Genomic DNA, 26,358 nt, shown 5'->3' with positions numbered 1-26,358 from the left:
CGGCTCCCCGGCCGGCCTCATACGGCCTGCAGATTGCGGATCATGATGGCGTAGACGGGGGGCATCCTCGAACGGCTGCTGATCGCCGATGGCCCGGCGCCCCAGTGCTCGTAGCGCCGGCGGACGGTCGTGGGGGAGGCGTCGACCAGCAGGGTGGCGCGCTGCTCGGGCCGGTCGCGCAGCAGCAGCTCGTGGCTGCGGGCCGCCCCTTCCGTGCCGCGCCAGGGCTCGCGGACCATCACCTCGAAGACAGCGAAGGTCCGGCGGCCGTCCTCGGTGGTGCAGTCGGCCGGCAACGGCTCGGCGGCGCTGTTCCACCACCGTGAGCGCGGCCGAAGGGACGCGCCGAACGCGTAGCCGGTGACCTCGTCGTCACCTCGTGGCCGATGGCGGCGCTCCAGCCGCCCAGGCGGGCGTAGTTGTCGGCGCGCTCGGTGAACCGTTCGGTGTCCTGGAACTCGGCGGCCTCCAGGGCGGTGCAGATCGCGCTAGACCTCCAGCAGCCCCCGGACCTGGGGGAGTGCGGGGCGTGGACGAGCTGCAGCGGGCCGTCGGTCGTCAGGTCTCCCTCAGGAGCCTGTGGGTGTGCTGGAGCCGTTCGGCGGCGGTCGGCTCGTACGGCGCGGCGGCCGCGACGCGTCGGCGGAAGGTGCCCAGCAGGGTGCGGATGCGGACGGAGGCCGCTGCGGGTCCGGTCAGCTTCAGCGCCTGCTCGGAGTCGGCGCAGCCGCCGTCGAGGTGGTGTTGGCACTCGGACCAGGGCGAGTTGGGTGAGGTAGTAGGCCCCGTTGCGCACCAGGTCGGGGGTGGAGCTGGGTCAGGCGTGGTGGTGCGGTGCTCCGCCGGCTCGTGCTGGCCCAGGCGGGCGTGGGCGACCGCGGCCAGGCCGTTGAGCTCGGCCCGTTGTCGAAGCGCAGCCACGCCGACCGCCATACATCGGTGGCGTGGGTCAGGGCCTGGTCGGCGTAGTTGGCGATTCGGTTGGGTGGGTCGTTCTGCGGTTTTTGTCCGGGGTGGCTTTCGAGGCCGGTCCGGTGTCTTGTGGTGGCTGACCGCGCCAGGGCGCCTCGCTGCCGGGCGGACGTCGGCTGATGTGGCACTGGCAGGGGTGGCAGTTGACCGCAGTGATGTCGCCGGGGGCGGGGCGTGGGGCCGGTGGCTACGGTGGAGGGGCGGGGGTGGTGGCGAAGTGGTGGAGTATGCCGCTCAGTTCGAGTACGCGGTGCGCTGCGGGGCTGGTTGCCCGTAGGGAGATGGTTTTGCCCTGCTGCAGTGCCAGCCGGCGTACAGCCAGGAGGATTTTCACGCTGGAGCATGCGAAGAAGGTGACCTTGCTGAGGTCGATCGCGATTCCGCGGGCAGAGCCGCTCAGGGCGTGGGTGAGGGAGCTTTGGCATGCTTCCTCGCAGTCGTAGTCGATCTCGCCGCGCATGACCACCACGGTCTCGTGCGTGTCGGGGGCGCTGAAAATCCTCATCAGGCATGGCGGGCTCACCCGCCCGCTGACGGGTGTGTCGGGCTGCGTGGAGAGCTGCACCCCCAGGGCGCGCTCTGCCGCAACTGCTTCTACCCGAGCATCCACCGCGCTCGCCCTCCTCGGAGACCCGCCGACGCCGGAACATCAACACACGCAATGCAGTACACGAAATATATGTCATGTATCTCGTGTCGGCCAAGGTCGCTCTAAGATTGCGGCATGGGAGTGCCTGACCCTCACAGTGGGTGGACGTTCATCACCAATCACGCGCGCGTGCTGGCGGCCATCGCTGACGACTCGAATGCCCGCATCCGCGACATCGCCGCTCACTGCCGGCTCACCGAGCGCGCCGTCCAGCGGATCATCGTCGATCTCGAGGAGGGTGGATACCTGTCGCACAGACGCGAAGGGCGCGCGAACACTTACCGCATCGAGTCGGGGAAGGTGTTGCGGCACCCGGCTGAAGCCGGTCTCACGGTGGCCTCCCTCCTGTCTCTGCTTGTCCAGGACGAAGTGCGCCGTGGCGGGCAGTCGACTCCGCGGGCCGATGCGTAGCGCTTCAGGCCGCGGGAGTCTGCAGGGGAGCGACCACCTTCGACCGCCGGCCGGCCGCAGAGAAGGCCGCCCGCGTAGCCCGGGAACGTACCGCTCAGCACCTGCCGGTCACGCGCCTGCAGCAGCTGCATGATCTGAAGGGGATCAAGGTCGCTTGAGCGGCCCGCTGAGCAGGCCGCCTGCGGCGGGAAGGGAACGCACGTGCCGCTCTCCACTCGTGATGGTCAGGTCCTTTCCGGGCCTGATGGGGGACGTCGTGGCGGGAATCGGGCGTATGTGCGGCCGGAAGTCGTGCCTGGCCATCGCTTTCCGGAACGACGAACCATCTGACGGCACATGTCAGATGGCTTGGAGCCGGGAGAGCGTCTGTTTCAGCTCCTCCCGCAGGGTCCGTCCGGCCGCTTCGGCGTCCGCCCGTTCGATGGCCTCCACGAGGAGGGTGTGTCCGTCGTCGCCGTGGTTCGGGTTGTCGGTCCGCAGGTTGAGCAGCTCGACCAGATCGATCAGACCCTGGCGCAGCACGGGTACGAACTCGCTGAACAGGGCAATGAGTACGGGGTTGTGTGCGGCGGCGACCATGGTCGCGTGCAGAGCGATGTCGGCATCGACGAACTCGGCGTTGCCGGCCTTCGCGGCGTCACGGCGCTGCACCAGGGCCGCGTTGAGCGCGGCGAGGTCATCGTCCGTGCGGTCCGCAGGGGCTCGGTTACCGACGAGCGCAAGCGGGGCGCTCGCGGGCAAGAGGCGATCGCTGTTCCGGCTCGGCCGGCCCGGAACGACGGGCACGCCGTCGACGGTGTGGGTCTTCGCCGCCGCGTTTGCGCCGAGGGCGGACCGATCGGCACAAGGATCCGCAGCCTCTCTCGGCTCGGGGCCGGGGGAGTGGAAACGGGGCGGCGAGCCGTTTGGAAGGTCACGGCAGCGGCAATCCGACCTTCATGCGGCTACCTTTGGCAGTATTCACGAAGTTTATGCCTGGCGCTCAGGGTAAGAGCCGGAACGCGGGAGGCCTTGGCCCGGCTGAGGCCCCGTTCCTGAAGGCCCTCGATGCACTCGGCGGCTGGGAGCGGCTGGACGCAGTGATCGGCCCCGTGCAGCGCTTGGTGCGTGCGCTACCCCTCGGGCCGGGACGCGACGTGTTGCACGGCCGCCAACTCGGTCACCCGCTCCACCCCCTCCTCGTGCAGCTTCCGATGGGCGCATGGCTGTCCGCCGCGGTGCTGGACCTGGTACCCGGGAACCGGCGCAGCGCGCGTCTCCTGGTCGGCGCCGGCATCGTGTCGGCTGCGCCCGCCTCGTGGGCCGGCTGGATCGACTGGGCCGAGCAGCACGAGCAACAGATGCGCACGGGATTGGTGCACGCGGCGTCGAACGCCGCTGCGGTCGGCCTGTACGCCGGATCATGGGTGGCGCGCGGACGAGGGCGGACGGGCTGGGGCAGAACCTTGGGTTTCGCGGGGCTCGGCGTTGCCGGCATCGGAGGGATGCTGGGCGGGCACCTCGCATACCGGCAAGGTGCCGGCGCCAACAAGGCGGAACCAGTGCCTCACTTGCTCGATTCCACGTGGCAGAGCATTGGCACACTGGACGAGTTTGCCATCGGGGAGCCCGTGCGCCGGCAACTGGGTGAGGTGCCGCTTCTGGTGGTCCGCCAGAGTGACGTCGAACTCTACGTACTGGCGGACCGGTGCAGCCATCTCTCCGGCCCCCTCTCCGAAGGGAAGCTCGCCGATGGATGTGTCGAGTGTCCGTGGCACGGAAGCACCTTCCGGCTCTCGGACGGTTGGAACGTGCGGGGCCCGGCCACCGCGCCACAGCCTTCTTTCCGGACCCGCGTGGACGACGACGGAACCGTGCAGGTGAGGCTGCCTGGCGCCGGCTGACGGTAGAGCAAACGCAGTACCCGGCGACGCCACCGGCACCTGGTGGGCCTTGCCCCGTCGATACACGGCGACCGCGCTGCGGCGAGACCGTATCGCGAAGGTGCTGCTTTTGCTCACCCATCCGCGGGAAGGCTCCGTGCGGTTCATTGCTCGGGCGGAGCGCCCGAGCACTTGGCAGGCTCGGGATCCGCGGGCGGACATCCTGGAGAGTTTCATGGATCTCACCGCGCAGGGCCGGAAGCAACCGTTCGTTGATCATGGAACCGATCGAGGCCGGTAGCGCTCCCGTGGACGCGCTGATCCCCCTTAAAACTGGTGGCCGCACCTTTCCCCGAAGCAGGCGCAGCAGAAGCCGCGGTGCTGTTGGCGGAGGCCGGGGACGACCCCGGCTGCCTCGTCCCGCAGGACGTCGCAGCGCCGGGTATGCCCAACGCCCTTACCTGAACGTAGCCTCGGGCGGAATCGAGCAGACGTTCAGCAGGCGTGCATGTCATGGTCGGGTCAAAAAAGATCATGGCGGTCATGTCGCCCCTCGCAGCGGCAACGATCCTCGTTGCTGGAGCCGCGGCGCCCGCGAGCGCGGCACCGTGGTGGAACAAGAAGGAAAGGTGTAGCGCGGTCGGCTCCGACGGTCGGGAGATACCGACGCGCATCGGCAACGCTGCACTGGGCTGGAATCACTTCACCGGCCGGCACAACATCCGCAACTGCAACATCCTGAACATCCCCATGGGAGGTCCGGTCGACAAGAAGGGCGGGGCCAACCTGGAGTACTGGGGCGTCGCCACGAACCGCCAGTACGGATCGGTGAAGATCGTCGTCAAGGCCCGGTACGCACGGAAGACGGACGACGGGCGTTACGACGCCGGGAAGGGCAATACGTTCGGCGTGATCACCGCATACTGCAAGGGCATGCAGAAGTGCCCGAATTGGGTAAATCAGTGACATACGACTACGAAGAGATCGTGGAGCAGCAGGGCGACATCACGGGCCTGCTGCTCCACCACGTTTACGCACCTCTCATCGACAACCAACACGTACGGGGCGTCCTCCCCGCTCCCCACCCGACGGACGCCGTGCGCGTGGTCCTCGGCGACAAGGACGAGTACGCCCCCGACCAGCTCACCGCCTACGAGATCCCCCTACGCACGGGCGACGAACTGCGCACACCGCACGGTGTCGTCGCCCTCCTGCGCACTGTCCACACGGGCACCCACATCTACCCCCGCAACAAGATCAGCACCGTCATGGGAATGACTCTGTTCACCGTGGACCCCACGACCGTGACTCCGGCCCCCTTCACCAACGACGACTGGACCCTCACGCTCCTGCGCTGCCTGGCGGCCTCCCCCTCCACCGAAGAAAGCCCACCGGCACGCCTGTGTGGCTTCCTGTTTCTGGCCCCAGACCGGCTTCGCCTCTACGTCGACAGCGACGAGGAGGATCTTCCCGGGATCACAGCCGCCGACGTACGCCCCGGTGGCGCCCTCACAGCGCTGCTGGCAGCCCTGACATCACTGCTTGACGAACAGCGACTCACAACGACCGATACCGACGACCCGCACTGTTCACGCGTGGTCGACCTCACCGACTGGTAACCATGAGGGGGCTATTGGGATCTCCCCACCCCGTGATCGGAACTGGGACAATTCTGCTTGACGAAGTTCCCCCACCCTCCCGCGCGTCAGCCTAGGGCAGGGAGCCACGGGGGAGTCCCGCCCGACAGCCACCGCCAGGGCCGGGACGCACAGTGCAGGGCGAGCGAGGCCGCATGACACCCAAGTCGCCGCGATGCTCCGCGCGGTGTACCCGCGCAACTTCGTCGGGGTTGATGGAATTGCCCCGAACTCAGCTGCACGAAAGAGCCGAAGCCGCAACCGACTGCCCCGCGACCTGCATCTACCGGACATGAAGGCACCCCACGCTGTCCGCCAAGTATCTCGACAGCAAGGCACTGGCCAACGGATCCGCAGCGCTCGTCACCGGCCTGCGGACCGCCGCCTTCATCGCTGCCCTCGGTGCCGGCATCGCCCTGCTCTACACCGCCCGTACCTACCGCCTCACTCGACGCGGCCAGATCACGGGTCGTTTCACCCAAGCCCTCGAACGGCTTGGCTCACCCGAGATCTACGTACGCATCGGCGGCATCCTCGCCCTCGAACAAATCGTTCAGGATGCCCCAGAACAGGCTGCCACCGACGCCGCCCGCGTGCTCGGCCACTTCATCCGCCACCGCGCCCCCAAAGCAGCACCTCCGCCCGCCCCTGGCACCCCCGACCCCTCACCTGCTTCTGGCGCCGAGCCTCTGCCCGAGCAACCAGCAGCCGACGTGCAAACAGCCCTCACCGCCCTCACCCGAGCCGAATCACGCACCCACGTCGACCCCCGCGAAACCCTCGACCTCCACGGCCTCCACCTCGCTGGCGCCGACCTCAACCACGCCGACCTCAACCACGCCGACCTCACCCATGCCGACCTGGCCGGGGCGACGCTGACGAAGGCCCACCTGATCGGGGCGACGCTGACGGAGGCGGACCTGGCCGGGGCGACGCTGACGGAGGCCAACCTACGCAGGGTGGACCTGTCGAGCGTTGGTTCGTTCACTCTCAGACAAGCGACATCCGCGATGACTGATGAGACAACAGTGATGCCGCCACACCACTATGTTTCGGTGAAGCCGGCCCAGGCCTCGTGAGGGTTGGCGTGCGATCCGCTCGTCTGGTGTCCCCACAGAACTGCCGTCCCTCTCACGCTAAGTGCCCCTCCGAATCGCCGCCAACGCGATGGCGCGGGCAGGTCGCTGCACCGACCTGCTGAAGCTCACCGGCGCCCGCCGGGAGGGCACCGTGACCGCGACGCCCCCCGCCAAGCCGCTCACCGAGGCCGAACGCGCCGTCGTGGCCCAGCTGCCCTGGGAGGATGCGCAACATGTGCTCGTCACCGGACGGTTGCTGATGTGGCCGGTCGTCATCAGCCCCCGGAGGGCTCGCATCCACCTTTGGTGCGATCCAGCCGTGCACGGCAGTCGTGGTCGCTATCTGCCCCGGAGGGCTCGCCGTGCCTTTGAGGGGCTGGTCCGCGACCGGCTCGGGTATCCAGCCACCGCCCACACCTTGTGGAGTGCGCCCAGGCTGATCTGCGTCGCCGGCGACTTCACCCGCTGACGCCCACGCGGTACGAGAGCACCATCGCAGCATCAACCTGGTTCGCTACCGGTATGTCGGCAACGAGCGTATCGGCCTTGAGGTCGTGGTGTCGGTCACCGGCAAGTCGCCGACCGGGGCAAGGGGCCGTCGACGACGCAGCCATGTCACGCCGGTCCGGCGGCCGGACGCCGTGTGGCGGGCGCAGTACTGGCCCGTCGCGCCGGTGCCGACCCGTCGGCGCCACCCTCGGATGGCGTCGTTGGGCGTAAGGCAGCATCGCTGTTCCCCACGGGAATGACACCGCCCATACGACCCAGGCCGGCCCCGGGGACTCCGTCACTCCGGCCAGCGCCACACTTGGTCAGGGAAGCCGCCGACGATGGCCGCGAGGTCTCCAGCGAGCGACAAAAGGTCCTCGTAGGTCTCGCGCCCATGCGTCCACCCGATCATGCGGTCTTTCTCGATACGCCAGCCCAACCGGGCGTCGTGCATGCGCCGTTCCATGGCGTACGTACTGATGAGAGCCGCGAAGTCGGGGTCGGAGGCGCAGTAATGGACCAGGTGGGTGCCGAGGTCGGGCAAGGCTCTTGCAGGCCCCGTGAGGCGATTGAGCGCGGGACGTTTCTCCACCCGGTGGGACGCTGCCAGTCGGCGGCTGGTCACGGCAGTGGCCGGGAACGTGCGGGGAAGGCGTAGTACGGCAACGGAGTAGGTCCACGCGACATTTGCCTTGGCTCCGCGCTGCCATGCGAGGAGGTGGAACAGGCTCAGTTCCCGGCCGTGAGAGTTGCCCTGGAGCAGGTTCCGAATGGCGAGGCCATCGGGGCCGAGGCTGAACGGGTAACCGCCGCGGTCGAAGGTGGCGAGGTAGTCCCGGGCGTGCTTGCGGTACGTCCAGTCCGGGGCGTCCCGGAAGCGCTTGATGCTCTTGCGGATCTCGAACACGGTCAGTCAGAGCTGCTCAGTTCGGTGTTGGCGGCGTTGCCGGCGCCGTAGATGATGCCGTCGACGGGGATCTGCTGCCATCCGGGGAACCCCTCACGGCCGGTTGCACGGTGGGCGCCACCACTGTCGTTGATCTTTTCTCCCGCGTGGTTCGCACCACCGCCGGCCGCCCCGGCGGCGCCACTGAACATCGCGTCCCGGAGGATGTCCTTGTCCTCCCCTTCGAAGATGATCTCGGCTCCGTCCGCCGCGGCCTGGCCACCCGCGCTGCCCACGCCCTCCGTGGCCATCCTGCCGAGCAGGTTCTTGCCCTCCAGCCCCGCCGCTATGGCCTTGCCGGGAGCCCACGCCTCTTCGGCAGCATGGGCTCCCGTATTCGTCGACCACCTGCCCACTCTCTCCCCGAGCCGGCCCGCGCCTTCCGCGATCCCCGCGCCCACGAACCCGGCCACGGCGGCATCCTGGAAATCCTGACCCCAGGTGATCTTCTGCCCGGTGACCGCCTGCCCGCCGACGTTGCCGATGAAGTTGGCGCCGGTGTTCTTGCCGAACTCGATGGCGAACTTGAGCAGCTTGCTGTCAGCCATGGCCTGCTTCACGGTCTCCAGCGTCTGGGCAATCCTGATCAGGAGCTGCCCGAGCCGGGTGACTTCCGCCGTCGCCTCGGCAATCTCTGCCTCGGCCGCGCCCGCCGCGATGGCGTCGGAGAAGCCCGCGGTCAGTACCGACAGGCCGATACCGATCGCCACCGTGGCGAGGACCTCCTCGACCACACGGTGCACCTCGTCATTGGCCTTCTGGATGGCGTTCGCGGTGGTGTCCAGCTGATGGGCCACCGTTTCGAACTGGGGCAGTGCCTTCTCCACCTGGCCCCTGGTGTGTGTCCAGTGGGCGTGGAAGGCGTCGGCCGCAGCGCCGGTCCAGTTGTCACCGAGCCGGGTGACCTCGTGGTCCTGGGTCTTGATCGTGGTCTTCAGATCGTGCGCCATGTGGCGCCATGCCTCGGCACACGCCCGCAGGACCGACGGGTCCCCGCCAGGGTTGAAAAGGTCGAAGCTCTTCTCGATCTTGGGCTGCTGTTCCTGTTGCTGGTCGGCCATGTCATTTCCCCCCGAACTTCCGGGCCTGCTCGGCGTCGGCTCCGTGGTAGGAAGCGACGGTGTGCTGCAGGCCCGCGGCATAGTGTTTCAACCCGGCACTCAGCTGCCGCAGGGACGTGACTGTGTTACGGGTCATCTCGACGTACTGCGACAGAACCTCGGTGGACTCGGACATCACGCCGAAGGCGTCATTCACGTTCTCCGCACGGGAGGCGAAGGCACTGATACGGCTGTCCAAGTGCTCGGAGGAGGAAGTGAAGTCCCGAGCCAGGGCATTGACTGGCTCGGGATGAATCGAAAAGTGCTCGTGCGCCATAGCTGTCCCCCAGGGTGAAGCAGTGCGTGATCGTTTGCGCCCAGGGAGCGTATGCATTCGGCCAACGCAACTCGCGGCGGAGGGTGCGAATTTCACGGGTCCTTGATGCACGTGGCCGACGGTCTGTCAGTGCGAAGCAGCGTGGTCAGATATGGCCCACTCCGTCGATGCGATGCTCACGACTCTTTGGACCTCGCCGCTGGCATCCTGACGAACTCTTAATGATCAGGACCGGCCATGTCCCCTAGCCTGAACCGGTGGATGCATCATGCGATCCACTGACCGTATTTGGGGGAAGTTTGATGAAGCGTCAACATCATGTGCGGAGCGCCGCTGCCATAGTGTGCGGGGCGTCCCTGTTGCTGACCACAACGGGTGCTGCGGAAGCACAGACTCCGAAGCCGAAGCCCGTTGTCAGCTCGCCGGCGGACGCCCGAGTGGCGACGCTGCTGGCGAAGCTTCGGGCACAGGGCATTGCGCAGGGAGAGGGCTCACTGGCCGACTTGCAGCGTCAAGTCGAGAACGGGCCGACGTCTGCGGTTTCGGGTGCGCGCGGACTGCCCAAGTGCCGGGGGACCTTCCGTGCCGTCAGCGGCACGGTCACCCTTCAGGAGTCGATGAGGCACGGCATACCGTGGGGCGTGAAGCTGTCCGCGGGCAACGCCCCGCAAGGCGTGGTGAAATTCTCGGCGCAGATCTTCGCGAACAAGCGCGAGGCCAACGTCTACCGTACTCACAAGGAGCTGTGGAGCTACCACTTCCACGGCCCGCTGCCGCGCACCTTCGACGTGAAGGGCAGCCGGAAGAATTACACCATGAAGCGTGGGGACGACGTGTCGTTCCTGTGGACGTGGAAGTCTGTCAGCAAGCCGCGCAGCGGCGGCTACCGGTTTGTGAACTGTGAGTTCAAGCCGTAGGTCGGACCTGTCCTGGGGCGGCGCCGCACGCCGAGCCGGGCCAAGCAAGTGAGAAGGTGAGCTCGTCTTGGCGGCCATGGAACCCGAGGACCTCTTCGCACCGATCGACCACGACCTGCGGGTCTGCGGTCTGCGCCCCCGGCTGGTGTTCACCGCCCCGCCGGGCGAGGACCCGCAGCAGTGGCGGGACCTGGTCGTGTCCGGTGCGCGGCTGGGCCCGCTCGAATTCGAACCGGAGTTGGCCGCGGACCCTGGTGCGGCGGTGAAGTCGCTGGCGTTCCATACTCAGGCGGCCGTTCTCGAAAATCTGCAGTTGATCGAGGGCGGCCGCGCCTGGCCCGTATGCCGGGGTAAGCACCGTCATCCGATGGCCCTCGTCTCCGAGAGCGAGGGAGGCTGGCCTCATTGGAAGTGTCCGGTGGATGCCTCCTACCACTGCGCGGTGGGAGAACACCCTGGAGTGACGGGCGCGGCGTGAGGTGGGGGCCCAGGTCACCTCTCCGCACCGGAGGATTGAGGACGGCTGGAGCGCCTGCGATGGAGGCAGGTTCGAGCCGTTGAAGTCGGCTCCTCCGGTCCCACCAACATGCCGTCGCGTCCATACGGGGGGATCGCTGTTTGGGGCGTCGCGGCATTTTGGACGCCACAAGGATCGTGGTAGCGCTCCCCTTCGCCGCCAGGGGTTGAGGCATTCCCGGAACGGATGCCAGCCGTCTTCCGTCACGTGCTCGCCATCCTTCAGTCATGACACCTTTGTGGGCACGGCAGCGGGCACCGCCCACGGAGCCGCATACAGCCCCGAACACGCCTGGGAGTTCGGCCTCAGCCGCGTCCTCGATGGGCTCGCCGCCCTCGTCGACAGCCGTACCGACCCAACCGAGACCGAACCGCGGTAAGCCCCTCCACCCGCGTCCTGCCGACTCGTCCCATGCCACCTGACTGGGGTGGCTCCCACCCTCCCCGCCCGCCATGGACCTGTGTCGGCATCCCATGTCTTCACAGACGGAGCATCGTGTTCACCAAGCGGGTCGGCCCGGCCGCGATGAACAACCGGATCAACAGCGTCCTGCGCCTGGCCGAGGAGTACTGGGAAGGCCAGTACTGCGAGCTCGCCGCCGGCTACGGCTCGCACGAACGCTACGGCTACACCGAGGCTGTGCCGGTCCTGGTCACTACCCTGGACCGGCGGCGCGAGCACGGGCCGCCGGCCCGGTCCGGTTCCGCTTCGGCTGCCCCACCTGGCAGGCCGTCGCCGGCTCCCTGGACGAGGCCGGGCCAAGATTGCCGGGAGATGCGCAGGTCTGCGCTCGCCGCAACGAAGCCGCGCTTCTCCGCCGGCGCCGACGATCCGCCCCTCTTCGTCGCGACGGACGTGCACCTTACGCTCGTGCTTGCTGCGGGTGAGGGCGCGGGAGGCGAGGTGTTCGACCAGGCGCTCATCGTGCGAGCGCAGGCCCTGGAGGACGGCGACGAGGGGGCGGAACGAGGCGGAGGCGACCATGTCCGTGGGGTCTTCCTCGGGCTCCAGGAAGACGGGCACGATGATGCGGGCGATCTTCGTGGTGCCGTCGCGGTTAGGCGGAGCGCCCGGCCGCTCCTGCTTACGCTGCCCGGTGTGCGAAACGCGGCGGCACTCGGCGTGCCGGACGAGGAGCATGGGGAGGCTGTACAGATCTTCCTGGCCACGGCCGAGGGGGCACTGACGTCGACCCGGAAGCGGTCAGCGAGGCCGTGACCGCCGAGTTGGGAGAGTTGTACACGCCCCGGAAGACGGTGCTGCTGGACCAGCTGCCCACGACCACGGTCGGCAAGGTGGACAAGACGGCGCTGCGCGCCGCGTGGACGAGCGGGGCCTTGGACGTGCTTCAGGTTCCCTAGCTGGGAGCACCCCGCCAATGCGGGGTCAAGTGCACCAAAGAGACAGGGTCTTTGTGGCGTACCGTGACCGGCCCGCCCTCTCCCCTGCGAATGACCTGACCAGGTGCCGGGCCGGGGCTTCCCGCGGCGACGGTGCCGCGCAGCGCCCCGCTGCTGGGGAGTTGGTGCGCCCCGACTTGCTGACTGGTTGCCGTGCCGACCTGGGGTAGGGCTAGCAGCCGCGTTGTACGGCGGACCCGTGTGGTGCCAGCTGGACGCCCTGGCAGTGTGGGCTGGTCCTGGCGGTTCCGCGCGGCAGTCCGGGCCGTCGCTGGTCGCGGTTGAGAGTACCGGCCTCCATTCCGGTGGCGGCCGCGCGGCATGGGCTCGCCGACTGCCTTCGGACTAACCGGCGAAGCCCCTACACGCGCGGTAAATACACGGCCTAGCTTCCGCTTATAGAGTCCCTCAACGCGCCCATTCGTGAGCACTGGGGAATTTGCCGTCAACTTCCGCGGGGAAGTGGGTTAGGTTCTATCTGTGGCGCCGCCGGGGGTGGCGCCAACAGGGGGAGTCGGGGGGCTCTGAGTCCCGATCCGACATGCGCCAATTCCCTGTTACCCCTATTCGCATGAAGGTATTGTGCGACGACCAAGGAGTGACAGAGTGCGTCCTATTCTGCGCAAGATTTCGATCGGTGCAATGGTGAGCGTCGCTGTGGGGACGATGACGTTCGGAACTCTGGCGGGCACTGCCAGCGCGAGGCCCAACGGGCACTGCGGCCAGACGTTCGACCCGACCACTGACGGTGCAACGGCACACTGGACCCTGGACTGCAGTGGGGGGCAGATCACCGTCAAGGGCTGGTACCAGGACGATGAGCTCGACGGGGACTGTGTCGGCGTGAAGGCTTACTTCGCCGATGGCTCGACGAAGCGGAGCGAGACGTGCGACGGGTGGGGCTCCAAGAGGAACTTCAAGTGGACCCACCCCGGGTCGATAGCCGACGTCTACCTGTACGAGTTCTGAGATGACCACCGCAATGCGCCACTGGCGAGTGGCGCATTGCGGGCTCATTAGCGCGTATCGCATCTACTCGAATGCAGAGAGGGCCGGTCAAGCCACATGACTGAATTCAATAACCTCCTCCGCAGCAAGGTGCTCAAGGCCGGCGCTTCGGCCGGACTGGCGCTGGCGGCGGCACTGACCGCTGGAGGCTCCTCCTCCGCCGCAGGCGATGCTCAGAGCGGTTCGTTCCAGACGTCCGACGGGCTCGTGGTGCTGCAGTCGGCGCCGCGGTTCATCTCGGGCTACAGCCTCCACTGCGCTGAGGAGATGACCAAGGACAGCATCACCGGTCCCGAGGCTGACCGTGTGGTGGCGACCAAGTATTCGTCAGCCAGGTACGACAGGGCCAAGAAGACCTGGAAGTACACTGGATCCAAGGTTGTTGTTGTGCTCAACAACAGCGGCTACTGCGTGACGGCCTGGCGACGCTAGCATCACCACTTCGGAGCCTGAGGGAATCCATATGACAAGCCGCGTAGATTGCCACCTTCGTTACGATCCAGAAGTTGATGTGGCGCTCCTGTCCTTCGTGAAATCATCGTCCAATTCTGGAGGTCAAGCTCTGGAGTTTGATGACGAGACGGGATTGGCAGGTATGGTTCGGCTCGGCGATGAGGGGGAATTTGACCACCTGGAGCTTTTGGGTGCGAAGCAAGTAGTCCCTCAGTTCATGCCGAAGCTGCGCACGCCACCGTCGGGCGTGCGGGACTACTGCCGCGGTGTAGTCGAAGTATGGATGACAGCATCAGAGGAGCAAGGAGCGGTCCGCTTCGATCTCGTTGACACCGCTACCGGGGGCGGTGAGTGCGAGATTTCAGTGAGAGCCGAATCGTCGTCCTCGACCGTTGCCACGTTGACGTACGACGGAGATTCAGGCGTGCTCCGTTCAGTGACGCTTTTCCCCTCGGGGAATCTGCTTCGGAACTTCATCGGAATCACGTCTGACTGATCTGGCGGAAGTTCGTGTGTCCCCTGTCCGGCTTCGGGCAGGGGACACGTTTGCATGGGACGACTACGCATTGGCCGGATCGTCTTCGGCCACGGTGCCGCGTCGGAGGCCGAGTGCACGCTTGCTGTCCAAGTCTGGGCGCTCTCAAACGAGGCGGCACCACACGCTGGGAACTACCGCTTGACGCGGCTGCGGATGGCGAGGCCGGCGAGGCCGAGAAGGACTGGCTCTGCGACGCGGGAGACCATCTCGGTGTAGGTGCCGATGATGGTCAACTCTTGGCCGGAGGAACGGAAGACCACCGAGTTGATGACCACCCGCAGGGCTTTCTCGAACCGCTTGACCGATATGCGTTCTTCATACGGGCCCTCGGGGTTGACCGGCTCGGGGGTTTCGGTCGTCAGCGTGATGCTGTTGCTAGTAAGGGTGCCGGTGCTCCTGGGCTTTGGCTCGTCCTGCGGAAGGCCCCACAGCATCATCGCCAGCACAGTGGCGGTCATGGCCGCCAGCAACCAGCCCAGGGCCCGGGAGGCTCGCAGACCGTAGCCGGAGAGCGCCCAGTACGCGGCGAGCAGAACCCGCTCGCCATGAGGGACGGCAGGGTCGTGGCGACGCATTTCCATCTCGCCGTAGTAGAAATCGGCTGCCCCGGGCTCGTTCTTTCCGTCCTCAAAGGCTTTGCGCAGATGCCTGTACGTTGGCGCCAGCGCGGCCGGCTCCAGTACCCCCACCTGCTCCGGCGCGGGTGTCCAACGGTCGGCGTCGGTGCTCTGACCGGCGCGCCAGTGCTGCTCTTCGGCCAGCGTCCGGCGCGGCGTCCAGCGCACCAGCCGCACACCGCACCAACGAACCCCCAACGGCGCGAAGGCCAGGGTGCATCGCCCCTCCAGATGCAGCTGGTCGAGATGAACGGCCCCGGTGAACAGACACTCAGTGAGGTCTACGTCAGTGAGCACCAGATGCACCGCGTCGACACCCCGCACCGATACCGCACGCACGCGGGAATCGGTCAGGCCAGGCTCGGCCAACTCTTTGCCGTAAACAGCGAAGGGCCGGTGGTGTGCAGCAACGTTCACCGGAAACTCCAAAACCGCGTCACTTAAGTCCACGGTGGCGTGTCGCAACCGCAGCACCGCAGTGGAGGCCCAACGTGTCCGACGGCAGCGCAAGGCCGTTGCTGCCGCCTCGATGGTCACCGCAGTCGCGAACACCGCTTCTGACAGATCCAGTGTCTTTGCACATACCAGCGGCCCGAGCGTTGAAGCACGCTCGAACACCACCCCTCCGAACCTGGCGTTGCCGCCAATCTCCGCACCGCTGAAGCCGGTGTCGCCGCCGATCTCCACCTGGTTGAACCTTGCGTCGCCGCCGACCCTCACCCCGCGGAAGGGGGCGTCGCCGCTGATCTTCGCCTCGTCAAACAAGGCCATACCGTCGATCTTCGCCCAGTTGAAACCCGCGTTGCCGCCGATCTCCGTTCGGTAGAACGCGGCGGTGCCGCCGATCTCCGCCCTTTCGAACCTTGCGTCGCCCTCGATCGTCATACCGCTGAACAAGGCGCCGCTGTCGATCTGTGCCCAGTCGAACAGAGCATGGCCGCCGATCTGCGCGCCGCTGAATAGTGCCGTGCCGCGGATCTTTACCCTGCAGAAACGGGCATTGCCGTGGACCACCGCGCCGTCGAACCGGGCATCGCCGCGGATTTCCACCCTGTCGAACCGGGCATCGCCGATGAACTTCGCTTGCTTGAAACCAGCAGACCCTAGGCAGGGCCCTTCTGCGGCGGAAGCCGTGACAGCAGTGAGCAGTTCGCTCAGCAGTTCATCAGTAAAGGGCGTGCCACAGTGATCCACGTCAGAACCAGGCTGCAAACCAGCAAGGTAGGAGGAGCGGTTGGCATCGCTGAGGTGGGCGAGACACTCGGCATACGGCTCCACGCGGCGGCCGCGGCAGCCGACCGGGTCGTCGCTGTGACCACAGAGGGACCACTCAAGCGTGCTGGCGGCATATCCATCGGGTGCGTTGCTGGGCATGCAAAAGGGGACGCAGACGGATACTGCACAGTTGCCGACCCGCCGCAGGCACAGTTGCTCGATTGCGTCTGTCGGCGCAGTGATGCCGGTCGTGGTGATGTCCTTCATGCCCATTCGAGTCCGAGTACTGCGAGGCGTTGACTCTGCCCCCGGCCCGCTGCGAAGCCGGCTGGACGACGCCATCGAGGCCACGGTCGAAGACGTCCGGCAGTGGAACATCGAGTCCCGCACCGAAGAGGCCGAGCGGGAGCTGCTGTGCTCCCTGCAAGGAGCGGTGAGGAAGATCGTTCGGAGCAGCACGGTTGATCTGGCTGCCGAGGACGGCGAGGACGAGTAGGCCCCGTGCCCGCCAGCGGCAGTGCTGCCGGCGGTCAGAGTGGCCGCCGCGAAGTCCTCGCCCGGCAGGTCGCCCGTGGGAAGAGCAGCGCCGCGCCCCGGCCGCCCTCCTGGACGGCTGGGACGCGGCGGGCGGGGGAGCCTCGCCGTAGCGATGTACGGCCGCCCCGCAGGCTCAGGCGGTTGCGGGGGAGGGGCCGGGGCCGGGCGCAGCGACGCGAGCGGAGAGCGCCGGCCTTTCTCCACCGCGCGTAGTTGCTCCCAGCCGACTTCGGGGTGGGCGGGGACGACCGCGTCGACGGACGCCGTGGTGTAGAGCGCGACGTCGACGGCCCTGGCCGCTCGTGCCGAAGCGGACCTCGATCGACTGCGGGGAGCTGACCAGCCGCCGGACCATGTGGTCGAAGTCGGCACGGCGCACCTGAAGCCGGGCGGCCGGCCTGCTCGGGTCCGAGCGGGGTGTCGGCGGCGACCAGGTCGGCCAGCGCACACAGTCCGGGAGCCGCCGCCATCCGGCTCTGGATCCGCGCATGACCTCTCGGATGGCTCTACCAGCGCGATTTCTACGGTGCTGGTCAAGCGTCGAGCGGTGTTGCAGCACCTGGCCTTGTCCTGGCTCATCCCCAAAGCCGACAGGAGACGGCTGCCCTCGGCTGCTGGCTATGGGGCGCAGATGCCGTTGCAGACCTCGTTCCACAGGTCTCCGCAGCCTGATGTTGGAGTGCAGTTGATGGGCGCGCAATTGTAGAAGCCGCACCAATGCGCGTCTTCCATGGAGCATCGGCAGGTCGCACGTCGTACTGTGAGGCCGTCATCCGGACCGAGGCGGGTGAGCAAGGCGGCAGCCTCTTCGAGGCCGAAGGCGCGCCGAGCCAATTCCGCGAGAGAGCGCAGCTCTCCAGTGTGCCTGCCAGGCGACGCGAACACTCGTGGCGTCAGTTCGGTCAGCTCCTGGAGTATCTTCTCTTGGCTTGCCGACAGGCCGGGATGCGCGGCACGGAAGTTCTTGAAATGCTCCAGCCAGGCCTCCGACTTCTCCTGTGGTGAGAGCTCCTGATAGATCGCTCGACGATATGGAATCGTATGACGGATTATCTCGCCATACGTGCGTGGCAGTCGACTCATGTTCGCCTCCACCCAAGCACCGGCCTTCGAGTTCTCCGATGCTTGCGCGAAGGCAGGGTTCTGACTGCCCATCGTCAGGCCGATCGCAGCTATGGCTCCACCTGCCAAATGGAGGAACCTCTTCCGCCCGATGCCAGTGACAGCCGCACCGGACGAATGGCGTCCAACCTCCTCCCTTAATTTTCCCAGGGCGCGCAGTACCTCCAGTGACGACTGCGGCCCGAGCCTCTTGACCAGGGTCCATGACATGCCTGGCCCGGTCCAGGCACGGACATCATTTTCCCGTGCACGCAACAGGGTGGGCGCCCACTTCAAGGGAGAGGGCATACTCTGGCGCCGCAAGTCCTCCACCTGAGGGTGTGTCAGCGGCAGTACTTCCAGTTTTCCGTCACTTGCCTGTGCCACGACGGCGGATACGGCCGAACACGTATCGCATGAGCTGTCGAACGCCAAAATCCAAGTCTCTGGTGTATGCCGCGATTCGATCAACGCGCCCTCCAGACAGGTACGATGAGAATTTTCCCTTCTATGCTCGAGCAGAAAAGAGGTCGCTCAAAGGGGCGTTCCGGCCAAGACGGGTCGTTGGCGTCGGGCCACGTTCGACTCACGCGGCTCCGTCCGCCCCAAGCGGTGCACGAACTGCCAGTCCAGCAGGCCGATCGTCGGAGGCTGCCGCGGCCATGTACTTGCCCGCCGCTTCCAGTCCCAGCCCAACAAGGTGAGGAAGTCCTCGTCGAGGCCGCGGAGGGCCTGCTCCAGCCGCCCACGCCCCACCAAGCCTGCCCGCCCCGCGCCACTTCGACAGGCCAACGAGCTGGTCAATGACCGTCTCCGCCTCCGCGAAGGCGCTGTTGCGGACGTGTCGCCGTACGGCTTCCTGCACACGCTGCTCTTCGACGCGGTCACCAGCACGGTTGTCGATCCTCTCCCTAGTTGCGACATGAGAATGGCTGTGACGTGCCGTGTTGAGAGTTCATGTAGGAAATCTTGGTCCTGCTGTTGACCTGGGGTGGTATGCGCATGTGGGTTTGTCTGCTGTGCGATGTAGGCCTCTTGAGCTGCTGTGCTTGGGTTAGAGGGAGAATGTTGTAACTAGATCGATAATGCTCTTGGAAGCGCGTCATGCACGTCGCTTCGGACAGCCCCAGCCGCCTGCTGTGTGCGGCTCAGCCGGCACGCTGCCGCGGCTGCGGCAACCGCATCGCCTGGTACACCCGCACCAACCAGTACCCCATCAGCCTCCACCCCCACGAACTCGCCGCCAGCACCGTCCCTGCCCCCTCACGCTGGCACGTCAGCTCCGGCATCGCCCACCCCGCCCACGACGGCACATCCTGGTGCCGCGTCCCCCACCGCACTCTCGGCCCCGCACACCCGGCCACCGTGCCACTCACCGCGCAGCTCGCCGATCTGCGCCGCCACCTCGCACTGCACACCCGACGCCTCCTCGACACCGGGGCCTTCACCCCACACCCCACCGAGCCCGCACCAGCCCCACCTGCCACGCTGTGCCAGCCCGCCCGGCCCGTGGTGCAGCTCCTGTACTGCCGTTACCTCGCCCAGTACCCCCTCGACGACATCCGCTGCGTTGCACAGACCCGCCTACGCCACCGCTGCACCCACCACCCCGTCCTCACCCCAGACGCATCAACGGGAACCTGGACACTCATGTCTGCCACGCCCTGTCACGGCCAACTCACCCTTCCCGCATCCGAGATGGCCGTTTACGACCTGGGCCAACTGCCCTACACAGAGCAGATCCGCTGGCGCGCTCAACGCTGCCCCTCCACGCAGCCGCCCCGCAAGCCGCCGACCTCGCGCTCGCCGAGTGGGAGGTCTTCGACCCACTGCTCCACCACTCGCACATGCACCCCCGCCTGCCCACCACCATCCGGCACCGCGGACGCAGCAACTAATACCCGCAGCTCAGCCCCACCGCCACACCCGCCCCGCGCACCACAACCATGGACCACACGGTCGTCCGACACACCCGCCATCACGCGACCGCGACTCAAGCGCTTCACCAGATCAGCAGCGCCCAAGCTGACACCCAACCCCGAACTGCCCAGATGGAACCCAGGTGCTGAACCCCACCGACGAACAAGCCGCCGCCGCAGACCACTTCCACGCCGGCGACCACCTCGCCCTCCAAGCCGGAGCCGGCACCGGCAAAACCACCACCCTCGCCCTACTCGCCCACGGCACCAAACGCCGCGGCCGCTACATCGCCTACAACCGCGCCATTGCCCTCGACGCCGCCACCCGCTTCCCCACCACCGTCACCTGCAAGACCGCTCACGCCCTGGCCTTCGCCGCCATCGGCCACCGCTACGCCCGCCGACTGAACGCCCCACGCCGCCCCGCCTGGCACACCGGACAAGACCTTGGCATCACCAAGCCCATCCGCATCGGCGAACGCGCCCTCTCACCCAAAACCCTCTCCCACGCCACCCTGCGCACCGTCACACGCTTCTGCCACCCCTCCGACCCCGCCATCACCCGCCATCACGTCCCCCGCCTCCGCGGACTCGAAGAACCACCGCTGCACCACCAACTCGCCCAACTGATCACGCCCTTCGCCCACCAAGCATGGACCGACCTCCAACATCCCGACGACGGCAAAGTCCGCTTCGACCACGACCACTACCTCAAGATCTGGTCACTCACGAACCCGAAAATCGACGCCGACTTCCTGCTCCTCGACGAAGCGCAGGACACCAACCCCGTCGTCGAGCAGATCTTCAACAATCAGCGCAGCCACGCCCAGCTCGTCATGGTCGGTGACTCCGCCCAGGCCATCTACCAATGGCGCGGCGCCAGGGACGTCATGACCGGCTTCGACGGCACCGCCCTGGCCCTGTCGAAGTCCTTCCGGTTCGGCCCCCTCCTCGCCCACGAAGCCAACCGCTGGCTCGCCATCGCCGACGCACCCATCCGCCTGCAAGGCAGCGAAGCGATCCCCACCGAACTCGGCATGGTCCCCTGCCCGGACGCCGTCCTGTGCCGCACGAACGTCGGCGCCATCACCGAAGTCATCCAACTACTGGCTGCCGGAAACCGCGTCGCCCTCGTCGGGGGAGGTGAGAGCCTACATGCCCTGGCCCTGGCTGCCCGTGACCTGAAGGAAGGCCGTCGAACCAGTCACCCCGAACTCGTGCTGTTCACCTCCTGGGGCGACCTGCAGGACTACGCCTCCTACGACCCAGCAGGCTGCGACCTGCAGCCGCTAGTCGATCTCGTGGACAAGCACGGCACGGACGCCATCCTCGCCGCGGTCAACCAGCTCACTGATGAAGACCAGGCGCACGTGACCGTCTCGACCGCGCACAAAGCCAAAGGCCGCGAATGGCCCAGCGTTCGGATCGCCGCCGACTTCCCACCACCTCGCGACAGCGACGAGCAGGACGACTCCGGCCGTCCCATCCCCGGCCCGATCGATGACGGCGAAGCCCGTCTCGCCTACGTCGCCGTGACCCGAACCCGGACCCGACTCGACATCGGAGGCCTCGCTTGGGTCGACCAACACCCTGATGGAAGCCCCACCACGCCTTCGCTACAGTTTCCTGACCCCAAGGCAGACCACGAGCGAGAAAGCGCCGCGGTATAAGCAGTTGAACCAGCCGCGGCGCAGCACTCAGAGTTTGCGGAGCGCGATGTCGCGTGAGATGGATCGATCTCGGGTTGGTTGGAAGGCGGTCCAAAGAGCAAAGGTTCGATGGATCTGAGGAAAATCGCCGATGGCTACTGAATCACCTCGCTGCGAAGCAGATCGATCTCTCCCAGCGCATTGAGTAGACCCTCCACTTCCGAAGTTGCATAGCTCACAAAGATGAGCGTCGAGTGCAGGGGGAATTCCGGCTCGGAGAGGATACCTTCGTCGTCCGTGAAGTTCCGCTCAATCGTGACCTCAAACCGATCTGATCCCCGATGCGAGAAGTATGCCCCTCCCCTGAAAGAACTCTCTTTCGGCGTAAATTCCACCCCCAAGGTGTCGGAGATGAGCCGCTTAGCTTCATCGAGGTTATCCCTTCGAAGCCCGTGCAGATTGAAGCGATCGGACATTTCACCGCCGTTGTTTCTCGCGGAATAAGGCATCGGAGACGAGAGTCTCACCTGCTACCGGCGTACCGACGTGGAGGTCCTCGCCACGGAGGCCGCCTACCAGCGCGGGTTCGCTGAACTCGGCTGCCCCGTCCCGCGCGTCTTGGATGAGGGCCCCGCCGGCAGGTCATCGATCAGTGGCAGGAGCTGGGGTGACGTCGTTACGGTTGGCGCCGGTCAGCGACACCCCAACTCCTTCGGAGGAACTCCCACTGGATCCCCGTGTAGAGCACGAGCAATACGCCCTGCAGCGTCCTGCGGTCATCGATCCGTTTCCGGCCCGGGTGCCGGTAGCGGCGTTCGTGCCTGGGCAACAACGGTTCAATCACCGCCCACAGCTCGTCACCGATCTCCCAAGGCTTCGGCCGACTCATCCTCACTCACCCCCGAGGAACGAGATCACCTATCCCTCCACCGTTCCACACGAAGATCATTCTGCAAGGACTCCTTAGATCCCGTGGCCCGGACGATGTCGGATTTGGCGAACACATCCCGCACAGGCACAGGTCCCGTGACCGCGGAGTTGCGGCGCGCTGTGATCTCCGAGGGGGCCTGTGGCTGTGCTCCCGGCATGGCTGGCTGACCGAACCGCTGTGGTGGTGGGCAGACCGATCGGGGGATCGGATCCGAGGGACCACAGCGTCCCGCACCCGCGCTGGCGATCGTCGGGCAGGACGCCGATCATGCCCACGCTTGCGGATTCCACGGTCCGTCAGGGGCGCCGTTGCGGGACAAGCCGGCTGCGATGCTGGACGAAAGGCTGGCGGCGCATGGCTGGGACGAGGACCAGTGCGCCGGAGCACGGCGCGAACTTTTCCGCGATCGTCATGGACCGGCTGGAGGCATGCTCCGCGCTCGCTTCAAATGCCTGCGGTACCAAGGGGTTGTTTTTGTAGTGGGCATGGGCGGGGGAAGCGGAGGCATCGGTTCACCTCCGCTCGCCCGGAGAGCACGCTACGGCTAGGTGAAAGTCAGGTGAAGTCCCAATGCCAGGATTTCTTCAACTCGGACTTCGCTCTCCCGGCTGCGATGCGGAGTTCTTGCCACGCAGCTGCTTCTCCGAGCGCAGCTTCTGTCCAGATGGACGCGGGCTCAGAGTTCAGAGCATCCACACGCTCATCAACCTCTTGGAGTAGATGGAGATCATCTTGATCCATCGAGCCATCTCGCAACCTGGCGTGGGCTACGTGCAGCACGTCATCGAATTGGAGCAAGATCTCATCCGACCCAATCCTCGATTCATGCAGGTAATCCACTTGACGTCCTGGGTCTGCACTGATCAGCTCCAGCACGTCTAGAACCCACGAGCGAAACTTTTCCAGTTTCATGTCCTCAGTCATCGGATGATCCCTCCCAGGTCCCCTTCGGGGCCAACGACCCGCCAATAGGCGCCGTCGCCATGATGGCCTCCACCAGGATTCCATCGGAGCATCCGACCGGTTTCATGTCCACGACTCGTGTACTCACGGATAACCCAGCCACCACCAGCGTTTCGCCCTCTCCTTAAATCCTCTTCAGCCCAACCCCGTCGATTAGCAAAGAACGGACGGACCTGATCCGGTGTGACTCCGCCTCGGAGCGCGGAAGGTGTGTCGAAGAAATCATCCGCTGAACGTACACCTGGCAGCTGACCAGCCTCTGCACTGAGCTGCCGACGGAGACGCTCACCATCCGCCGCGCTGGGAGAACAGTTGTGGACGAGTACGGGTGTGGCTCCGGCGAGTACATAGTACGTGTGGGTGCCGGCGATGGTCAGGTCGTGTGTCTGCTGCTGCTTGCGGAAGTGGCGGACCGCGGTGATCTTGGCGGTAGTGCCCTGGGGGGTGCGGAGTTCGGTGCCGGGGCGGAGGTCGCCGGCGTTGATCCACTTCTTCTTGTCGGCGGACCAGAAGGGGTGGGTGTCGGTGGCGATGATGCTGGAGTCGCCGGATGGGGTTTTGACGGTGAGGTCGGTGAAGTGTTTGTCGTCTTTGGTGACGATGGTGGCGACGACGGGGCGGGCGGTGGTCTCGCCGGTTTCCGGGTCCGTGGCTATGACCTTGTCGCCAGTTTTTACGTCCTCGATGCGCTTTCGCTTGCCGCCAGCGAGTGCGACTCCGGTGCCCGGGACGAAGCTGTGGAGGCAGTCTCTGAGTGTCCCTCCAACGGCGCCCTCTGCGCTGCCAGTTGGCATGCTTCCACCGTCTGCGCCGCCCATGATGATGCCTGCCCCGGCTTCCGCGCAGAGGGGAAGTGCAGCGAGGCATTCCGGCGCCGCGAGGGCGGCGACTGGCGCCAGGACGACGGCGCCGCCTATCAAAGACACGGCTCCTACCGCTATCTTTTGCCAAATCGAGAGGGGCCCACGGTCCACCTGCATGTTTTGTGGGTAACTGCCGGCCATCAGGACGGGAGCCGACCGTTCTGACGGCGCAGTCGAGGCCCTTCCGCTGGCAGAGCACGATGGGTTGGTGCCCATCGCGTAGTAGCACGGGGTGGGCGCCTCGCGGTATACGGGCCTGCTGCGGTAGTGCGCGCCGGCCGAACCCAGGCCGCTGGGTCCGCCGAAGGGGTGTTCGCCTTTGCGTCGGCCGGTGTAGCCGGCGTGTTGGGGGTCGCCGGCTACGGGGTAGCCGTCGCCGCAGATGTCGCGGCGGCACAGGCCGGAGGGGTCCGAGTCGGTGACGGGGTTGCTGCCGGCGTAGGTGTACCCGTTGAGGGATTCCGAGTCGGACAGGTCCATCACGGGGTCGACGGAGAGGAAGCGGCCGGTCTGCGGGTCGTATTCCCTGGCGCCGAGGTGTGTCAGTCCTGTGTCCGCGGTGTCGTCGGTGCCGCCGACGTAGCCCTTGGATCCAGGCCAGTTGGCAGGTTGGGTGCCGCGGGGGCCGCCGAAGGGGAGGCTGCGGCGTTGGGTGAGGGCCTGGTCGGCGGCGTTGATGGCGAGTTGGCCGGTGCCGAGGCGGTCGGCGAGGGTGATGGTGTAGGTGCCGTCGTCGGCGAGGACGGCCTGGTTGCCGCCGCCGAGGGGGATGTAGCGGGTGGCCTTGGGCTTGGTAGCGCCCTTGTCGAGGGTAAGTTCGGTGTGGTCGCCGAGGGTGAGGGTGGTCCGGTCGCCGGTGCGGGTGATCAGGCGATTGCCGTCGGCGTCGTAGACGTAGCTGGTGGTTTTGGTGCCCTTGTCGCCGGCTGGTTCGGAGACCTTGGCGAGGTGGCCTTCAACATCCCAGGTGAGGGTCTGCTTGTCGCCGGCCAGGGTGCGGGTGGAGGTGTTGCCGGTGGGGTCGTAGCCGTAGGCGGAGGTGCTGGTGCCGGTCGGGCCAGTGCTGTCGACGGCGGTGAGCGTGTGGGGCTGAGGCGTGCCGGGCTTGGGATAGCGGTACGTGCTCTTGGTGTCCTTGGTGCTGTCACCGTTGGGGTCGTGCTGGGTGAGCGTGGTGCGGTTGCCGGCGGCGTCGTAGCCGTAGGACTGCCAGTACGGGGCCGGGCCCGCGATCAGGTTGCTGGCCGGGCCGGCGGCGCAGGTCTTCTCGTCCTGGGCCCAGGCTTCGGCCAGGCGTCGCAGATGGTCGTAGGTGAAGCACTGGGTGTCGGTTCCGGAGCGGGAGACGTCGGAGAGCGAGGTGACGTTACCGGCGGGGTCGTAGCCGTAGGTGGCGGACTGGTCCACTCCGGCGACGTCCTGGCGGTCGACGCGGGAATTGGACAGGCGGCGGGTGCCCCACTCGTAGGTGTTGGTGACCTGGGTGGGTTTGCCGCTGCCGACGATCTTGTAGATCAGGGGCTCGCCGGTGAGCGCATATGTGGCGTCGGATTGGATGCCGGTGCCGTGGACCGATGCCACCCGCATCGTGCGGTCTTCGTAGGCGTAGGTCCAGCCCCTGCCGGAGATATTGCCTGCCTGGGAGACGCTGCGCCCTCGGGGCAGACCGTTCGCGAACAGGCTGGTACTGGCCGTGTAGGTGCCGGCCAGTGCCCCTTCGGATGCGGGGACGACGGTGGCGGTGTGCTCTGGCCGGTAGACGGGGTCGTACTCGGTGATTTTGTTGGTGTAGGCCTTGCCGTCGATGTAGCGGGTGGACTCGGCGAGCTGCCCCTTGGCCCCGGTGACGGTGTCGTAGACCCACTTGGCGCGCAGCGGGCCGTCGGGCGTCTTGTCGTGCAGTTCCGTCTTGCGGCCGAGGCCGTCGTAGACGGTGGCCAGCACAGCGCCATTGGCGTCTTCGCTGGAGATCTGCTGGCCGCGGTCATCGAAGGCGGCCTTCGTGATGCCCTTGTCGGGGTCCTTGGACCAGGTCTGGTTGCCGAGCTGGTCGTACTGGTAGGCCCAGCTGTTGCCTGCCGGGTCGGTGAGGCCTGCGAGCTTGCCTGCCGGGGTGTAGGAGTAGCGGGTGGTCTCGGCCGGGGCGTCGGCGGCGCGGGAGCGGTGCCGCAGGAGCTGGGTGGTCTGGCCGCGGGCGTCGGCCACGGTGGTGGTGCGGCTCAGCGCCAGACCGAGTCACGCCCAGTCGACGCCGAGGTCTCGCAGCGCGTCGAGCTGTTCCTGGGTAAGCCGGTCTCGCCTCGATTTG

The 26,358-nt window shown here is 66.6% G+C and carries 26 protein-coding genes and 5 pseudogenes; 16 read left to right on the top strand and 15 right to left on the bottom strand.

The window, feature by feature from the left end:
- Positions 1-17 precede the first annotated feature (17 nt).
- The 3 genes from AB0411_RS20835 to AB0411_RS20825 all read right to left on the bottom strand — a co-directional run bounded on the left by AB0411_RS20835 (position 18) and on the right by AB0411_RS20825 (position 1,477).
- The gene (locus tag AB0411_RS20835; protein WP_366418755.1) at positions 18-296 is read right to left on the bottom strand and encodes a hypothetical protein; all 279 of its coding nucleotides are present in this window, start codon (positions 294-296) and stop codon (positions 18-20) included.
- Between the two features lie 262 nt (positions 297-558).
- Positions 559-921 carry a hypothetical protein gene (locus tag AB0411_RS20830; protein ID WP_366418754.1) on the bottom strand — a complete coding sequence of 121 codons (363 nt, stop codon included), beginning with the start codon at positions 919-921 and terminating at the stop codon, positions 559-561.
- A gap of 238 nt (positions 922-1,159) precedes the next feature.
- On the bottom strand, positions 1,160-1,477 hold the full coding sequence (locus AB0411_RS20825) for an STAS domain-containing protein (RefSeq protein ID WP_366418753.1): 318 nt from the start codon (positions 1,475-1,477) through the stop codon (positions 1,160-1,162).
- A 219-nt stretch (positions 1,478-1,696) separates the two neighbouring features.
- Between AB0411_RS20825 and AB0411_RS20820 the strand changes: the two genes are divergently transcribed.
- On the top strand, positions 1,697-2,032 hold the full coding sequence (locus tag AB0411_RS20820; protein WP_366418752.1) for a helix-turn-helix domain-containing protein: 336 nt from the start codon (positions 1,697-1,699) through the stop codon (positions 2,030-2,032).
- A gap of 339 nt (positions 2,033-2,371) precedes the next feature.
- On the opposite strand, the gene AB0411_RS20815 is transcribed toward AB0411_RS20820, so the two are convergent.
- The gene (locus AB0411_RS20815; protein ID WP_366418751.1) at positions 2,372-2,773 is read right to left on the bottom strand and encodes a FadR/GntR family transcriptional regulator; all 402 of its coding nucleotides are present in this window, start codon (positions 2,771-2,773) and stop codon (positions 2,372-2,374) included.
- A gap of 230 nt (positions 2,774-3,003) precedes the next feature.
- Here AB0411_RS20815 and AB0411_RS20810 point away from each other — a divergent pair, with 230 nt between their 5' ends.
- From AB0411_RS20810 to AB0411_RS20790, 5 genes and pseudogenes are all read left to right on the top strand, one after another.
- Positions 3,004-3,915: a Rieske 2Fe-2S domain-containing protein gene (locus tag AB0411_RS20810; protein WP_366418750.1), complete on the top strand. Its 912-nt coding sequence runs from the start codon at positions 3,004-3,006 to the stop codon at positions 3,913-3,915.
- A 492-nt stretch (positions 3,916-4,407) separates the two neighbouring features.
- The gene (locus AB0411_RS20805; RefSeq protein ID WP_366418936.1) at positions 4,408-4,860 is read left to right on the top strand and encodes a hypothetical protein; all 453 of its coding nucleotides are present in this window, start codon (positions 4,408-4,410) and stop codon (positions 4,858-4,860) included.
- A complete protein-coding gene (locus AB0411_RS20800) occupies positions 4,857-5,513 on the top strand; it encodes a hypothetical protein (RefSeq protein WP_366418749.1) in 657 nt (218 codons plus the stop codon). The genes AB0411_RS20805 and AB0411_RS20800 overlap by 4 nt, the downstream gene beginning before the upstream one ends.
- Before the next feature lie 731 nt (positions 5,514-6,244).
- Positions 6,245-6,610: a pentapeptide repeat-containing protein gene (locus tag AB0411_RS20795; RefSeq protein ID WP_366418748.1), complete on the top strand. Its 366-nt coding sequence runs from the start codon at positions 6,245-6,247 to the stop codon at positions 6,608-6,610.
- 358 nt (positions 6,611-6,968) lie between these two features.
- Positions 6,969-7,221 (top strand): annotated as a pseudogene (locus AB0411_RS20790) (transporter); the annotation flags it as partial.
- A gap of 176 nt (positions 7,222-7,397) precedes the next feature.
- Here the strand turns inward: AB0411_RS20790 and AB0411_RS20785 are convergent.
- From AB0411_RS20785 to AB0411_RS20775, 3 genes are read right to left on the bottom strand one after another with little or no spacing between them, the layout of a single operon-like run.
- On the bottom strand, positions 7,398-8,006 hold the full coding sequence (locus AB0411_RS20785) for a hypothetical protein (RefSeq protein ID WP_366418747.1): 609 nt from the start codon (positions 8,004-8,006) through the stop codon (positions 7,398-7,400).
- A gap of 2 nt (positions 8,007-8,008) precedes the next feature.
- Entirely contained in the window at positions 8,009-9,106 is a 1,098-nt protein-coding gene (locus AB0411_RS20780; protein WP_366418746.1) for a WXG100 family type VII secretion target, read from the bottom strand.
- A gap of 1 nt (position 9,107) precedes the next feature.
- The gene (locus AB0411_RS20775; RefSeq protein WP_366418745.1) at positions 9,108-9,422 is read right to left on the bottom strand and encodes a type VII secretion target; all 315 of its coding nucleotides are present in this window, start codon (positions 9,420-9,422) and stop codon (positions 9,108-9,110) included.
- A 437-nt stretch (positions 9,423-9,859) separates the two neighbouring features.
- Here AB0411_RS20775 and AB0411_RS20770 point away from each other — a divergent pair, with 437 nt between their 5' ends.
- From AB0411_RS20770 to AB0411_RS20760, 3 genes are all read left to right on the top strand, one after another.
- On the top strand, positions 9,860-10,339 hold the full coding sequence (locus AB0411_RS20770; RefSeq protein ID WP_366418744.1) for a hypothetical protein: 480 nt from the start codon (positions 9,860-9,862) through the stop codon (positions 10,337-10,339).
- 67 nt (positions 10,340-10,406) lie between these two features.
- Positions 10,407-10,817: a hypothetical protein gene (locus tag AB0411_RS20765; protein WP_366418743.1), complete on the top strand. Its 411-nt coding sequence runs from the start codon at positions 10,407-10,409 to the stop codon at positions 10,815-10,817.
- A gap of 277 nt (positions 10,818-11,094) precedes the next feature.
- On the top strand, positions 11,095-11,235 hold the full coding sequence (locus AB0411_RS20760) for a hypothetical protein (protein ID WP_437042869.1): 141 nt from the start codon (positions 11,095-11,097) through the stop codon (positions 11,233-11,235).
- Between the two features lie 431 nt (positions 11,236-11,666).
- Here AB0411_RS20760 and AB0411_RS20755 read toward each other — a convergent pair.
- Positions 11,667-11,944: pseudogene (locus AB0411_RS20755) on the bottom strand (DEAD/DEAH box helicase); the annotation flags it as partial.
- Between the two features lie 147 nt (positions 11,945-12,091).
- On the opposite strand from AB0411_RS20755, the gene AB0411_RS20750 reads away from it, so the two are divergent.
- From AB0411_RS20750 to AB0411_RS20735, 4 genes are all read left to right on the top strand, one after another.
- Positions 12,092-12,217 carry a hypothetical protein gene (locus AB0411_RS20750; protein WP_366418742.1) on the top strand — a complete coding sequence of 42 codons (126 nt, stop codon included), beginning with the start codon at positions 12,092-12,094 and terminating at the stop codon, positions 12,215-12,217.
- A 681-nt stretch (positions 12,218-12,898) separates the two neighbouring features.
- A complete protein-coding gene (locus tag AB0411_RS20745; protein WP_366418741.1) occupies positions 12,899-13,225 on the top strand; it encodes a hypothetical protein in 327 nt (108 codons plus the stop codon).
- Between the two features lie 96 nt (positions 13,226-13,321).
- Positions 13,322-13,696 (top strand): hypothetical protein, encoded by a 375-nt coding sequence (locus AB0411_RS20740; RefSeq protein WP_366418740.1) that lies wholly within the window; start codon positions 13,322-13,324, stop codon positions 13,694-13,696.
- A 31-nt stretch (positions 13,697-13,727) separates the two neighbouring features.
- Positions 13,728-14,213: a hypothetical protein gene (locus AB0411_RS20735; RefSeq protein WP_366418739.1), complete on the top strand. Its 486-nt coding sequence runs from the start codon at positions 13,728-13,730 to the stop codon at positions 14,211-14,213.
- 173 nt (positions 14,214-14,386) lie between these two features.
- Here the strand turns inward: AB0411_RS20735 and AB0411_RS20730 are convergent, their stop codons facing one another.
- Entirely contained in the window at positions 14,387-16,354 is a 1,968-nt protein-coding gene (locus AB0411_RS20730) for a pentapeptide repeat-containing protein (protein WP_366418935.1), read from the bottom strand.
- On the opposite strand from AB0411_RS20730, the gene AB0411_RS20725 reads away from it, so the two are divergent.
- Complete coding sequence (locus AB0411_RS20725; RefSeq protein WP_366418949.1) at positions 16,353-16,583, top strand: hypothetical protein; 231 nt, start codon at positions 16,353-16,355, stop codon at positions 16,581-16,583. The genes AB0411_RS20730 and AB0411_RS20725 overlap by 2 nt on opposite strands.
- A gap of 191 nt (positions 16,584-16,774) precedes the next feature.
- Here AB0411_RS20725 and AB0411_RS20720 read toward each other — a convergent pair.
- Positions 16,775-17,067, bottom strand: a pseudogene (locus AB0411_RS20720) (hypothetical protein); the annotation flags it as partial.
- A 175-nt stretch (positions 17,068-17,242) separates the two neighbouring features.
- Positions 17,243-17,956 (bottom strand): bacteriocin fulvocin C-related protein, encoded by a 714-nt coding sequence (locus tag AB0411_RS20715; protein WP_366418738.1) that lies wholly within the window; start codon positions 17,954-17,956, stop codon positions 17,243-17,245.
- An 873-nt stretch (positions 17,957-18,829) separates the two neighbouring features.
- Between AB0411_RS20715 and AB0411_RS20710 the strand changes: the two are divergent.
- Both AB0411_RS20710 and AB0411_RS20705 read left to right on the top strand, forming a co-directional pair.
- Positions 18,830-19,099, top strand: a pseudogene (locus AB0411_RS20710) (DUF6083 domain-containing protein); the annotation flags it as partial.
- Positions 19,100-19,790: 691 nt separating this feature from the next.
- On the top strand, positions 19,791-21,314 hold the full coding sequence (locus AB0411_RS20705) for a UvrD-helicase domain-containing protein (RefSeq protein WP_366418934.1): 1,524 nt from the start codon (positions 19,791-19,793) through the stop codon (positions 21,312-21,314).
- A 134-nt stretch (positions 21,315-21,448) separates the two neighbouring features.
- On the opposite strand, the gene AB0411_RS20700 is transcribed toward AB0411_RS20705, so the two are convergent.
- The 4 genes and pseudogenes from AB0411_RS20700 to AB0411_RS20685 all read right to left on the bottom strand — a co-directional run bounded on the left by AB0411_RS20700 (position 21,449) and on the right by AB0411_RS20685 (position 26,255).
- Positions 21,449-21,802, bottom strand: coding sequence for a hypothetical protein (locus AB0411_RS20700; RefSeq protein WP_366418737.1), 354 nt, complete (start codon positions 21,800-21,802; stop codon positions 21,449-21,451).
- Positions 21,803-21,928: 126 nt separating this feature from the next.
- Positions 21,929-22,182, bottom strand: a pseudogene (locus AB0411_RS20695) (transposase); the annotation flags it as partial.
- Positions 22,183-22,779: 597 nt separating this feature from the next.
- Positions 22,780-23,148: a hypothetical protein gene (locus AB0411_RS20690; RefSeq protein WP_366418736.1), complete on the bottom strand. Its 369-nt coding sequence runs from the start codon at positions 23,146-23,148 to the stop codon at positions 22,780-22,782.
- Positions 23,145-26,255 (bottom strand): polymorphic toxin-type HINT domain-containing protein, encoded by a 3,111-nt coding sequence (locus tag AB0411_RS20685; protein ID WP_366418735.1) that lies wholly within the window; start codon positions 26,253-26,255, stop codon positions 23,145-23,147. Before AB0411_RS20685 ends, AB0411_RS20690 begins: the two co-directional genes overlap by 4 nt.
- Positions 26,256-26,358 lie beyond the last annotated feature (103 nt).

Origin of the sequence: Streptomyces angustmyceticus (genome assembly GCF_040701845.1) — a bacterium.
GTDB lineage: Bacteria > Actinomycetota > Actinomycetes > Streptomycetales > Streptomycetaceae > Streptomyces > Streptomyces angustmyceticus_A.
The sequence above is the reverse complement of the archived record's forward strand: the minus strand, read 5'-3'. Positions and strand labels throughout refer to the sequence as shown.

Bases quoted from the DNA above. Each gene is read 5' to 3' on its own strand.
- AB0411_RS20825 (WP_366418753.1), bottom strand. From the start codon at position 1,477: ATGAGGATTTTCAGCGCCCCCGACACGCACGAGACCGTGGTGGTCATG.
- AB0411_RS20820 (WP_366418752.1), top strand. From the start codon at position 1,697: ATGGGAGTGCCTGACCCTCACAGTGGGTGGACGTTCATCACCAATCAC.
- AB0411_RS20810 (WP_366418750.1), top strand. From the start codon at position 3,004: ATGCCTGGCGCTCAGGGTAAGAGCCGGAACGCGGGAGGCCTTGGCCCG.
- AB0411_RS20805 (WP_366418936.1), top strand. From the start codon at position 4,408: ATGGTCGGGTCAAAAAAGATCATGGCGGTCATGTCGCCCCTCGCAGCG.
- AB0411_RS20780 (WP_366418746.1), bottom strand. From the start codon at position 9,106: ATGGCCGACCAGCAACAGGAACAGCAGCCCAAGATCGAGAAGAGCTTC.
- AB0411_RS20775 (WP_366418745.1), bottom strand. From the start codon at position 9,422: ATGGCGCACGAGCACTTTTCGATTCATCCCGAGCCAGTCAATGCCCTG.
- AB0411_RS20745 (WP_366418741.1), top strand. From the start codon at position 12,899: ATGGTGAGCGTCGCTGTGGGGACGATGACGTTCGGAACTCTGGCGGGC.
- AB0411_RS20740 (WP_366418740.1), top strand. From the start codon at position 13,322: ATGACTGAATTCAATAACCTCCTCCGCAGCAAGGTGCTCAAGGCCGGC.
- AB0411_RS20735 (WP_366418739.1), top strand. From the start codon at position 13,728: ATGACAAGCCGCGTAGATTGCCACCTTCGTTACGATCCAGAAGTTGAT.
- AB0411_RS20725 (WP_366418949.1), top strand. From the start codon at position 16,353: ATGCCCATTCGAGTCCGAGTACTGCGAGGCGTTGACTCTGCCCCCGGC.
- AB0411_RS20730 (WP_366418935.1), bottom strand. From the start codon at position 16,354: ATGAAGGACATCACCACGACCGGCATCACTGCGCCGACAGACGCAATC.
- AB0411_RS20715 (WP_366418738.1), bottom strand. From the start codon at position 17,956: ATGTCATGGACCCTGGTCAAGAGGCTCGGGCCGCAGTCGTCACTGGAG.
- AB0411_RS20700 (WP_366418737.1), bottom strand. From the start codon at position 21,802: ATGCCTTATTCCGCGAGAAACAACGGCGGTGAAATGTCCGATCGCTTC.
- AB0411_RS20690 (WP_366418736.1), bottom strand. From the start codon at position 23,148: ATGACTGAGGACATGAAACTGGAAAAGTTTCGCTCGTGGGTTCTAGAC.